Genomic DNA, 11,729 nt, shown 5'->3' with positions numbered 1-11,729 from the left:
CCGGATTTCATTCTCATCTCCACTCTCTGATGGTTACGATGAGCCTGAAATCCTCCGCTACGCAATCAACCTAGTCTGTTCCATGGGTGCTGATGGCGGACAGCGACTGGGCTATACATAGCCCTCAAAGCGTATTGTTTGCGGGACTTCAGTTGCACCGTTTTCCTGAGCGAGTAGGGCGCGTGCTGACGAAAAGGTAGCAAGCGCAAAAAGTACAAGAAGGGCCTTTATCATCGTAGCGCCTCGGATTCGGGTTTTGAACTTGGGCCGGGGTTCACAAATGATCGCCCCGGCCAGCGTCAGGGCAAACGAGGTAGTTCTTGCCCTGAAACATCGTACTTTCGCCTAATTTAGAAGATCACCGACGATGCCGACGGCATCGACCACGGTAGACAGGTCATTTGTAACTTCGAGGACTTCGTCATCGACCAGAATGTAGCGGTTTCCTTTGCCCGGCTCCCCCAGCTTCCATTTGGAAAGGTCCCCAATATCTTCAAACTTCAGGTCAGATGGGAGCTTTGCACCGCGCGTGTAGCGCTTGATCTGACCAGGCGGCACAGCCTTTGGGCCTTTGCCGGGTTTGTCTTCTATCTGAATGCTGACATCACCGTCTTTGCCCCCTTTGTTCGGCTTATTACCCTTGTTGTCTTTGGCATGGGCATCGCTGCCTCCAAGGATGAAAAGCACAACTGCTAAGGCTGCAAGAATTCCGTATGCAATCTTCATAGATTGTTCCTTTGCTTCCCAACTTCATTCGACTGGCGTTGAAAATTCCGGCACGCGCTTGATCTCTCTTAGTTGCCCTTTGGCACACCCCTTAGTGACTGCCTTCACCCCGCATTAGAAAACGATCCGGGTTCTTAGACCGAACAGGGTAATCCGGTCCTGATCGGGATTTAGAAGCGGGTCGGAAATGAATTGTACCGATGGCGTGATCTGTAGCCCAGGCGAGATTGAAAAGCGGTAGAAGGCTTCCAGTGTGAATTGTCCACCGTCTATGCCTCTTGCCTCGGCCCAGTTCAGGCCCAGTCCGGCCAGATCGGTATTGCGACCATAGTAGCCCAAACCGGCAGAAACAGACCGATCATAAAGCGCTGCGGCCCCCTTCGAGGCCCCAGCCCGAAAGAACGGCATCCACCTATTGTCAACAAACCATGCGGCGGAAAACGCTGCGCCGTAATCTTCCGCTCGACTGCCATCGTCAGCCGCATCCGCATGCCAGAGGGTCAGGTGGATGTTGTCGAAGTAGATGCGATCATAACCGGAAGTGTAACCAAGTTCGAGTGATTTGAAGAGATTGCCGTCGCTAAACACATCAAAGTTTGGATCAGACGGGTCGGCGTTTGCGTCTGAGACGCTGGCAACGGCGTAAAGGTTCTCGCTCAGCTTTACCCCACCGGCAACACCAAGGCCTTGGTTGGGCGCGTTGATTGTCGGGTTGGTGTTGAAAGACAGGTTCTGGAAACCACTGTAGGGGCTTACCAACCCATAGATATCCACAAAGTCTGTTACATCAATCTGGCCGACTTGCAGCGTCCAAGAACCGTTCTCAGCCCTTTGGGTCCAGAACAAATTGGTCAGAAGCAAACCGTTGTCATTGAAGGCTGTTCCCGTGATTGAAAGGGCTCCGCCATCCAGCCCGAGAAATTGCGGAGCAACGTCAGTATAACTGTGCCTGTCTTCGATCTTGAATGTCAGAGACCCCCGTTCAGTTGCCTGCCAATTCCCGTAGAATCGTGCAATTCCGCTGGCCGCTTCGCCGGTTCCCAGATCAGCATTCGTGGTTTGGCCCAGTGCCAAGTAGTCAATATTGAACTGAAACCCACCCTCAGCCAGTCGGTCTTTCCACTGAAACCAACCCGGCGCGATGTTGCGTGGAAAATTGGAACGGTATTGTGGGTCGGTCAAGCCATCTCCGGGCTCTAGATCAGCTTCGACCGAAGATGGACCGGATAGTCCCTGAGCCGACGCGGCGCCAGCGAAGGCAATGCTCGATGCGGCAACCAGAAGTCTTATCATTTTGACGCCTGTGCCCCACCGGTCTTGCGATTTCCCGCCGCGCGGATGCGATCAGCAGCACGCTGCTTCCATTCCAACCTGTCTGCCTCGGTTTCCAGAGTTTCGACACGTTCTGTCTCTAGCTGGAAAGTCGCATTCATAGGCATGAGACCATCCACAACCATCATATTCTGAACAGAAGGATCGATAGTCAGCATGCCCGTCAGCCGAACGGGTTCATGGAAATAGCGGGGCGCCCAGTCCCCGTTCAACCGCACACGGATCATCTGGTTGGGCGGAGGTGGAGGCATATGACTGCACATCCCTCGTTCGGGCACCAAATACGCGACAGGCCTCCCGTCCGGATCATTCGGAGCAGGAATGGCAAAGCCCGTCAGTGTGATTGTTTGACCGTCGAATTCCGGATTTCCGTTCGTGCCAGCCTTTCTTCGCCGTTCCGTCACGACCTCTCGCTGATCGAGTAGCCAGTCGACATCAATTCCATCAGCTGCCAAAGCATCCTCAGTCTCGGTCAGAAGCATTTGCCACTTTTGCCGCTCGTCTTCACTACCACCATCCTGCTGCAACCTGCCGCGTATACGCACAACGAAAAGAACATCGTCGAACTGTTCGGGGCTGAGATCACGATAGGGGTCATCAAAGACCTGCGCAGACGGATCTGGCAGGTCTGCCCAGTCCAACGCGGTTCCAGGCGTCGCCGCAGCATCATAACCGCACAAAACCAACCCTGCGAATACTGCGGAGCAAAACCAATTTCGCATGAATGCTCTCCGGCTGCTTTATCTGGTCAATCCAGTGTGTTTTTGTAGATCACACCGTCCTTCATGATCAGGCGGATTGTTTCTGGGCTTTCAGGCCTCGGGTCGGCCCCAAACCATTGATCACCCGTACCAACCACCGAGAAATCTTCGAGCGGATTGCCGTCGATCAGCAGGATATCCGCATAGGCGCCTTCCTCGATCACACCGAGCTTGCCAGATGTGTAAGGGTTCGAGAAATCGCCTGACAATGCTACGACCTCACCGCCGATTGACGTAAGTGTCACCATCGACTGGTACGGTCCGAAGAACTCGTTATTGAGATGTTTTTCATAAGCAATCTGGATGTTGCATGCTTCCACTGATCCCACGCAATCGGTCTGAAAGCCGCGTTTTACCGGGCATTCCTTCATATTCGGAATGTAGTTCGCGAAAGTCGCGGACGCCGATATCGCTTTCGCGAGGCTCTTGGGCTCGTTCTTGACCGATGGGATATCCAACAAACCCGGATCAAAAGCCGTGAGGTTAGTCGTTATGTAAGCCCCTTTCTCGTTCATAATCTCGGCAATCTCGCAATCGAAGGAGAAGCCGTGTTCAATGGACATTACACCGGCCTCAAGGGCGTTCATGATTGCTTCCTTGCGGTAAGAATGCGCCATGACATAGGTGCCGTATTCGTTGGCAACCTGAACGGCAGCTTCGATTTCTTCCTTGGAGCCGGCGAGCAACTGCCATGGGTCAAACGCCGAGATCACCCCACCCGACTGCATGAATTTCAGCTGTGTCGCCCCCATGCGCATGTTATTACGACCATACAGGTAGACATCATCGACACCGCTGACTTGTTGCGCCATGTTCAGATTACCGAAGTTGGTCTGTCCGCCCGGCGGCGAGGTGAAGGATGCGAAGTCAGCGTGGCCGCCGCGTGTCCCGAGGAACGCGCCTGACGCATAGTGACGTGGACCGACGATCTGTCCGGCGTCGATGGCCCTCCGCAGACCGCCGTTGGCGCCGCCAGCATCTCTTACAGTCGTAAATCCTTGCATCAGGTACATCTCGGCCATCCTGGTTCCATGGATGCCAAAATCCTCCCAGGTCGAGTTCGTTTCCATGGAAGCGATAGACGGTCCCATGAGCATGAGGTGTGCGTGAAGCTCGATGAAGCCCGGTGTGAGTGTCCTACCGCCGCCATCGATCACCTCCGCATTGGGGGCATCGATCGCATCAGTTGAGACGACCTTGATAAGGTTGCCCTCAACCAGAACACTGGCATTCTCAATGCGTTGCTCATTCACACCGTCGAAGATATGCACGTTGGTAAACAGCGTTTGTGGTTCTTCTTGATCCTGAGCCTGCGCGGTCGTCGAAAAAGAAAAAACTGCCGCGACAATTGCCGTCGAGCAAAGAGACATTCGTAAGCCGGACATAAGTACCCCCTTCATATTCATGTTTTGCCAACTATAGTCTGGAATTCACCGACGCGGTTGCCCCTTTTTAATTAGGATGTACGAATATGATGATTAAAATGGCCACTTCTTAAAACTAATCCAAACAAGGGTTATGAGCTTGCCTTTCAACTCCGCCTCCCGAGAGCATAGCGAGGGCTTTGTTCGCCTCTCTTTAGCTGCTCCGTTTCTGCAATATCTCACCGAACGTAAGATCAATCCGCAACCAGCATTGGATCAGGTCGGCTTGAAAGCCGAACTGTTGACTAACCCATCCGTGTTCGTTCACTCCGAGCTGGTTTACGGCTTGGTAAATGCTTTCTCAGAAGTGTCAGGGGATCGATACCTTGGACTAAATGTAGGGGAGTCGTTTGACCTGCAAGGATGGCCTCCGTTCGCTCAAGCCTTGCAATCGACAACGAGTCTGTTCGAGTTTTTTACCCGCTTTGTTGGGCTCGTACCTCAGGAGTCCAATTCTGTGCGGCACAGCCTTATCATTGAAGCGGACAAAGCGACTTATCGTATCGATAGACAACAGGAACCAACTGTCCCACCCGTTCAGGTAACAGGTTTTGGTGCTGCAATCTATGTACGCCTGTTGCAGACCGTCGTCGGCGAATCCTGGGACCCTTCGCGCGTGCGGTGGGAAAGCAGATACATCAATGGTTTGCCTCTCAACTACAAAGGGATCGAGGTTGGCCTTGGAACCGATCCCGGAATGCAAATCAGTTTTCCTGTGGAATGGTTGTTTTTGCATCATGTCTCTGAGGGCTCTGCCAAACCCATAGCCTCGCCTCGCCAAGATCAAGAGGTATCCGTGGTGGCAGCTTTGCGCTCTGTCTTGCGCGGCAAACTGGATGAATCCGATTTGGGGCCGGAGATGGTGGCCGGGTTTCTGGGAATACAGCGGGAACGGTTCCTGAAAGCGCTTCAAAAACAAGGCACAACGTTACCGCGCGAAATCAAACGGCTGCGTATCGATGTCGCCAAGGAGCACCTCAAAGAAGACCAGATGACAATTGCGGAGATTGGTCTGATGCTAGGCTATTCTGACAAGTCCCATTTCACTCGCTTTTTCCGAAGTCAAACCGGAATGACACCGACCAAGTTCCGAAGCAAGTAAATGTGGTCGAGCCAAATGAACGCTTCGAAGATTAGGTCCTCGTGGGATCAGTTCGGAGAAGTTGTAGTGCCACGTTGAACAGGTTAGTCGACGACATGAATGGTTGGTTGCCACCGCCGATACAACCTCTGCAACTGGCCGTTTCGTTGTGTATTTCGGAGTTAGCAAAGCTTGGTTGCGAAGGTCCGCTTCGGGGCTGACTGCGGTCCTTTGGATTAAAAATGCGGAAGGCCGCAAAGTCCCGCGTCTTGTTTGCCGGTTCCAGCCGCGGCGAAAGTGCGTTTCGGAATCCGCTCAAATTTGTGCCGCTCAATGACCGCTCTCACGGCGCCTGCTGCTTCACAGAGAAAATCCCTCCGCGCCCGCGAGTGCTTTCTGCGTCAGCAAAAGCAGCATCGGCAAAAGGCGGGTTTGTCCGCGGTGTGTGAGTTGAACCAAGCCCGAATTTCGCGCTCGCGGCGAAAGTCAGCAAAGCAGGCTGCGACTGCAGCCTCTGGGTTGGCTGCTGGATGTCGGCTATGGGCCGTTCCTATCGGCTGACTTGGAGGGAGGCAGGCCTAATCGTCACGGTGCCAAACCGAGCTTTGGTAAGCTGTTAGACTTTCTCGTATTGAAGCTCTGTCCCCAGGAAGCCGTTGTTGCCGCATGCATCCAGGATATGGCGCCGTACCGCCGCAACCTGGGGAGCAGCCAAACGTTCAGGACGGCAAAGCAAAGTCAGTGCCACTGGATCGGCAGACCAGTCAGGGATCAGGCGCACGAGATTGCCAGCTTGAATATGCACCTCTGTCAGTAAGGACGGGAGCAGTGCTGCTCCTTGCCCGGCAAGGACAGCTGCAAATGCAAGCTCCATCGAATTGACGCGCAGGCCGATCGTCGGCTCGATGATCTCCTGTTGCCCTTCCTTATTTCGAAACGCCCATTTGCCGGATTCTTGGGTGCGCAATACACAGGGCAACCTGGCCAAATCAGCAGGCCGAGAGAGACGGGGCATCCATTCTGCAAAGGCCGGGCTGGCAAGAGGCGCGCGCTGCGCGGACGGCAGGGCAGCCGAAATAAACCGCCTTTTATCTGCAGGGCCGGTTCTGAAGGACAGATCTATGTCCTCTGCCGCAAAATCCGATTTTGAATCATCGGCATGCAATTCAAGTTCGATAGCCGGGTAGCGGGACCGAAGGCCTGCCAGAAGCGGGACAAGCACGGTGCAAAGAAGACTGTTGGGTCCTGAGACTGACACCCTTCCTGCAATCTTCCCGCTTCGGACGAAGCCAAGCTGCGCCTCGGCCTCAAGCGCTACATCCACCGGGCCTGCGCAAATCTCGAAAATTCTGCGCCCAGCCGCGGTCGGGGCCACCGCCCGCCCAGACCGGTCCAGCAGGACCAGCCCCAATTCGGCTTCAAACAGCGCCAGCTTTTGGCTGATCGCCGACTTCGTGGTGTTCAACTCCGCAGCTGCCGCGCTCATCGACCCGGCGCGCACAGTGGCCACCAGGGCCTTGGCGCAGGAATAGAATCTATCGTTCATAAATCTGAACAGTAGTTAACAAACAGATCATTTTCCAGAACGAAAGAGATCCCTAAATTCTATCTCAGCGAACAGGCCAGGAGATGAGAAATGCAGACGGAGATGGTCTATCACCCCGCCGCGACCCGTGAGTTCAAGGACTTCGGCTTCATGCAGGCGCATCTGTCGTTCAAGCCGCACCTTGCAGAAGGGCGCCGGCGGTTCGGCCCGCTGATCACAATTGACGACGGCACGCTTGCACCGGACGCCCAAGGCTTTGGCCTGCATCCGCACCGGGATGTCGAAGTCGTCACCTTCATGGTGAGCGGAGAGGTTTCGCATATCGATCCGGTGGTGCCCGTTCACAACGGTACTGTGAAGTCGAAAGGTCTTCAGGTGATCACCGCCGGTACAGGCATCCTGCACAACGAGGTGAACAACTCGCGGACGAAGCCAATGCGTGCGCTGCAAATCTGGTTCGAGCCGCGGGCCAGAGGCCTGGCGCCGACTTATTCCAGCAAGGAGCTGGAAACCTCGGACCACAGCAACCGGTTCCAGCTGGTGCTGTCGCCAGACGGCGCCGAGGACTCACTTGTCGTGCAGCAGGAGGTGCGCCTTAGCTACGGCAACTTCGACCGCCGCAGCGTGCTGAACTTCAGCCCGTCCAGCCCTGACCGCAGCCTCTACATCTTTATGATCGAAGGCGAGGCAACTGCTGCCGGCCGCGCCCTCAGGAAAGGGGATGGGCTGGGACTGCTCCGTGCCGGGGACGTGGCGGTTGAGGCTGCAGCCGGCGCTGAGCTCCTAATCTTCGAACTGCCCGCATCCGAAATCTCTTAACCAGGAAAGGACATCAACATGACCTCCAAAAAAGTGACCCCCGAAAACGCAGCCATTGTTCTGATCGACCATCAGGTTGGCACCATGAACTGGGCAAAGTCCGTTGACCGCGATCTGATCGAAGCCAACACACGGGCCCTGGCGCGGACGGCGGCGGCGCTTGGCATGCCGCTGGTGCTGACTTCCAGCATGGAAGACAACATGCAGGGGCCGCTGATGCCCGCGCTGGAAGAGATTGCCCCGGATGCCTTCGCCGCGCGGATCAAGCGCCCTGGCGTGGTGAACTGCTGGGATGACAGCGCCTTTGCCGCTGCCTGCCGCAACACCGGGCGCAGGCATTTCATCATGGCAGGCATAACCACTGACGTGTGTCTTGCCCCGCCTGCGATCAGTGCCGCCGAAGAGGGCTTTGCCGTGACCGCAGTGGTTGATGCTTCCGGGTCTCCCACTGCGCTGACGGATGAGATGGCGTTCCGCAAAATGGAGCGAGGCGGTGTCGAGCTCACCACAACCAGCGCGCTGCTTGCGGAACTTTCGGTCAATTGGGCCAGCGAGGCCGGACAGAAAATCATGCAGATCCTCGGCGAGGAAATCCTGAGCCGCGGATAGGCTCTCTGCCTCATCGAAAGTAATGCGAGAGCGGCCGCCTCATTCATGGGGCGGCCATTGAACTTCGCAGGTGTTGCCAACTTCGAGAAAAAGCTCCCGATCAGGCAAAAAAAGGAGCTTGAAAACGGCTGCAATGGGCCGGCTGCGCAGGGGGTGCCAGGCGGGTCGAAGGGTTGCTCGCAGTGACACCGAATGGCCCATTCGAGCCCATTGAAGCTCATTAATGCCTGACTGCAGCAATAAAATTTCTGGCCAAATCAGAGAACGCCAGCAGCACAAAGACGATAAGCTTCAATGATCTCGGATGACAGAAGATCAGCATCCTCTTCCCTCATATCGTATCCGATTACAGAGGCTCGAATGATCTTCCGACCCGCCCATTCGCCGTGGGTAGGGTATACCTTTCCATTGTCTTGAACGCGCTGCAGGACCCGCATGGTCAGATCGTTGCCATCCGGCCCCTCGCCGCAGCAGATTGCGACCTGATTGCTGTGGATCTGGTTCAGAACTGTCAGGCCGGGCTCGTTCGAAACCGTTCGGGCAACTCGCTCCGCCAGGTGGCAATGGCGTGCTACCAGTTCGCAAACTCCCGTCCGGCCAAGGTGCCGAAGTATCGCATAGCTCGGGACACCTCTTGCACGTCGGGAGAGTTCCGGCGTTGAATCACTTGGTTCCCAATGCTCTGTTGTTTCCGGGAGATAGGCGCCGCGGGCAGACATTGACGCAACGAGCGGCGCCCGGTCGCGCACGATAACCATGCCAGCATCGAATGGAGCATTAAGCCACTTGTGCAGGTCAATCGCCCAACTGTCCGCTTCAGCAACCCCCTCCAACCGGTTTGCCAGTTCGGGTACAGCAGCGAGCCAGAGCCCGAAAGCACCATCCACATGAACCCAGCCGTTCCGCTCGCGCACCATTGGGATGAGCTCGGCAAACGGGTCGAAGGCGCCGGTGTTTATTTGACCTGCCTGCAGGATGACAAGCGGCGGGCTGCTGCAGCTGTCCAGGGCAGCCCGGAACGCATCCGGCTTTATCCTCCCTTCGCCGTCCGCTGTGACGATGTTTGTCCGGCCCGCGCCAAAGCCAGCATAACGCAGGGCAGCGAATGGGGCGGAATGCGCATCCTGCCCGATCAAAACGGGAATCTCGGGTGCCGAAAACAGCCCGTCAGCTTCAACATTCCACCCCTGGGCAGCCAGCAGCGCATTGCGTGCGGCCATGACGCCAACCATGTTTGCCACTGTGCCGCCGGTCACAAGACCGGCTCCGCTTTCGGGCGGCAGTGACAGCAACTCTATTACCCAGTTGCAAACAGCGCGCTCCATTCCGGTTATTGCAGGCGTTTCAAAAGATGAGCCCGCGTTCTGCCCCCAGGCTGATACCAGAATGTCGGCGGCTACACCGACGGGATGCGACGCGCCGAGGACATAGCCGAAGAAGGTCGGCCCCGCCATTTTGTGCAGACCGCCTTCAGAAAGTTGCACGATGTCCCCGATTACCTCACTTTCCGGCACCCCCGTTTCAGGAAGAGGGCCCAAAAAGCGGCTGGCAGCTTCACCAAGTCCCAAGACAGGCCGGGCCGGCCCATTTGGCAGTTCCTCGCGGTAGGTTTTGGCTGCCTTGAAGGCCGCCTCTAAAGCTTGCGCCTGCCCTTCACTCAGACCTCGCCGCACTCGTCCCATCTCAAATACCCGCTACCAGAATACTATCCGTGGGAAGGTAGCATGGATTGCACCGGAATGCCTTTGTTTACATGTGGCCAAAGAGCGTTTCGCACCGGCCGAGGCATTGGTTGGATAGAAATGCTGCATCTGGTTGCTAATGGCCGCTTTGGCGACCGCTGCATGCGGCGGCGGGTTGTGACGAATGTCGGCTAGGCGTGTCTGGATTGCCGCTTGGCTTTGCAATGGAAATTGAGCGCGAAGTATTGATCGCGCCTTGAACTCGATAGGTCCACTTTGTCCGCGATCCGAGAGTTCGAACCAGGTCAAATTTTGCGGCTGCAGCGAATGGCGGCAATGCGGGCTGCCGATGCGGCATCCGAGCGGTGCCCTGGATGTCGGCTCTGGGCCGGAGTGGTGGTCTGAAGACCACCTCCCACTCAGGATCCTGTGCCGCCTCCGATGTCTGGTTCGAGCCCACTTTGACCGATGCTGCGGTGTGGGCGAATGCCGGCTTCGAGGAACTTACCAACTGAGCAGAATGTTTATTGAAAATTCCTAGAAATTTCCAGAGCGTTGCCGATGAAGGAGACTCACGATGGTAAACTGTGGTTATCGAACCGGCGTGATTTGGGATGTGACGCGCTCAAATTGGCAAAACAATGCAGACCGCCCAATCGCTTGGTCAGCATGGTATCCAGTCGAAGATGTAGAGACAACTGAACGGCCTCCGGGGCAATTCTTTGAACTTGGAGAAGTTATCTGGGAAGCCACACTGGCCCCGAAGGAGACTTTTCCCGTCATACTGTTATCACATGGTACTGGTGGCACAGCTGAAAGCCTTGGTTGGATCGCCCGCGCGCTGGCATCGGAAGGCTATGTGGTCTTGGGCGCAAATCACCATGGCAACACTGGCTTGGAGCCTTATCGCGCCGAGGGCTTTCTTTGCTGGTGGGAACGAGCGACCGACCTGTCAATACTGCTTTCGGAGGTTGGGTCGAAGGGCTTCTTCGCCAACAGATTGGACCTCGATCAAGTAGCAGCACTCGGGTTCTCTCTTGGGGGACATACGGTCTTGGCCCTGTCAGGTGCGCGAACTTCTTTGGATGAGTTTGACGCATGGCGCAGGGCCAACGAGAATACTGAAGGTGGCCCGAGAGAGTTTCCGGATGCAGCGGAACAAATTCCAACGCTGATGGAAACTTCGGATGCATTCCGCGTATCTTGGGCACGTCATAGCAATGATTACTCAGACGTTCGGATTAAGTCTGTTGTTACGATTGCGCCAGCGCCACCAATCCGTTCATTCGTTTCCACCTCAATCACTGAAATTCAGTTGCCTGCTGTTATCCTTACCGGAGGTGCCGATGATGAAGCGCCATCAGAGCATTGTGCCGATTGGCTTGCTTCACAGAACGACAAGTTCCATCTCTGCTGCCTTGGCCGACACGTGGGACACTACACGTTCTTGGATTTCCCTTCTGACAAGTCGCTCATTGGGAAAGAGGACATCTTTTCAGATCATGAAAGTGTGGACAGAAGAAAAATTCATAAACAGACAATAGAAATCGTAATTCAAAGCCTAAGGACGACAGTAAGCAAACGTGAAGCTTGACCACCTCCTGGTGGGAAAGCAGCCATTGGCGCAGCCGCAGCAAACGGCAACTTCGTCCTGTGTGGATGGCGTCTGCTTTGCAAGGACAAAATGCTCTGATTGCGCGGCTGGTCAGTACAGTCCTGTGTCCGGCCTTTGATTGCGGCATTTGCTTG

10 protein-coding genes are annotated in these 11,729 nt (G+C 55.7%); 4 read left to right on the top strand and 6 right to left on the bottom strand.

The window, feature by feature from the left end:
* Nucleotides 1-345: 345 nt before the first annotated feature.
* The 4 genes from ACR0DS_RS20000 to ACR0DS_RS19985 form a co-directional block, all read right to left on the bottom strand.
* Nucleotides 346-726 carry a hypothetical protein gene (locus ACR0DS_RS20000; RefSeq protein ID WP_480560783.1) on the bottom strand — a complete coding sequence of 127 codons (381 nt, stop codon included), beginning with the start codon at nucleotides 724-726 and terminating at the stop codon, nucleotides 346-348.
* Between the two features lie 114 nt (nucleotides 727-840).
* A complete protein-coding gene (locus ACR0DS_RS19995) occupies nucleotides 841-2,019 on the bottom strand; it encodes a carbohydrate porin (protein WP_480560781.1) in 1,179 nt (392 codons plus the stop codon).
* A complete protein-coding gene (locus ACR0DS_RS19990; protein ID WP_480488537.1) occupies nucleotides 2,016-2,780 on the bottom strand; it encodes a DUF3299 domain-containing protein in 765 nt (254 codons plus the stop codon). Before ACR0DS_RS19990 ends, ACR0DS_RS19995 begins: the two co-directional genes overlap by 4 nt.
* Nucleotides 2,781-2,806: 26 nt before the next feature.
* On the bottom strand, nucleotides 2,807-4,225 hold the full coding sequence (locus ACR0DS_RS19985; protein ID WP_480488539.1) for an amidohydrolase family protein: 1,419 nt from the start codon (nucleotides 4,223-4,225) through the stop codon (nucleotides 2,807-2,809).
* 112 nt (nucleotides 4,226-4,337) lie between these two features.
* Between ACR0DS_RS19985 and ACR0DS_RS19980 the strand changes: the two genes are divergently transcribed.
* Nucleotides 4,338-5,345, top strand: a complete 1,008-nt coding sequence (locus tag ACR0DS_RS19980) for an AraC family transcriptional regulator (protein ID WP_480539667.1) — start codon at nucleotides 4,338-4,340, stop codon at nucleotides 5,343-5,345.
* 595 nt (nucleotides 5,346-5,940) lie between these two features.
* On the opposite strand, the gene ACR0DS_RS19975 is transcribed toward ACR0DS_RS19980, so the two are convergent.
* The gene (locus tag ACR0DS_RS19975) at nucleotides 5,941-6,870 is read right to left on the bottom strand and encodes a LysR family transcriptional regulator (protein WP_170367323.1); all 930 of its coding nucleotides are present in this window, start codon (nucleotides 6,868-6,870) and stop codon (nucleotides 5,941-5,943) included.
* 90 nt (nucleotides 6,871-6,960) lie between these two features.
* On the opposite strand from ACR0DS_RS19975, the gene ACR0DS_RS19970 reads away from it, so the two are divergent.
* The gene (locus ACR0DS_RS19970; RefSeq protein ID WP_170367324.1) at nucleotides 6,961-7,689 is read left to right on the top strand and encodes a pirin family protein; all 729 of its coding nucleotides are present in this window, start codon (nucleotides 6,961-6,963) and stop codon (nucleotides 7,687-7,689) included.
* 18 nt (nucleotides 7,690-7,707) lie between these two features.
* Nucleotides 7,708-8,298: an isochorismatase family protein gene (locus tag ACR0DS_RS19965; protein WP_170367325.1), complete on the top strand. Its 591-nt coding sequence runs from the start codon at nucleotides 7,708-7,710 to the stop codon at nucleotides 8,296-8,298.
* Nucleotides 8,299-8,555: 257 nt separating this feature from the next.
* Here ACR0DS_RS19965 and ACR0DS_RS19960 read toward each other — a convergent pair whose 3' ends face one another.
* Nucleotides 8,556-9,980, bottom strand: coding sequence for a pyridoxal phosphate-dependent decarboxylase family protein (locus ACR0DS_RS19960; RefSeq protein ID WP_480560779.1), 1,425 nt, complete (start codon nucleotides 9,978-9,980; stop codon nucleotides 8,556-8,558).
* A 577-nt stretch (nucleotides 9,981-10,557) separates the two neighbouring features.
* On the opposite strand from ACR0DS_RS19960, the gene ACR0DS_RS19955 reads away from it, so the two are divergent.
* Complete coding sequence (locus ACR0DS_RS19955; RefSeq protein WP_480486015.1) at nucleotides 10,558-11,574, top strand: alpha/beta hydrolase family protein; 1,017 nt, start codon at nucleotides 10,558-10,560, stop codon at nucleotides 11,572-11,574.
* Nucleotides 11,575-11,729 lie beyond the last annotated feature (155 nt).

The sequence above is a fragment of the Ruegeria sp. AF5 genome (assembly GCF_056541905.1).
The sequence above is the reverse complement of the archived record's forward strand: the minus strand, read 5'-3'. Positions and strand labels throughout refer to the sequence as shown.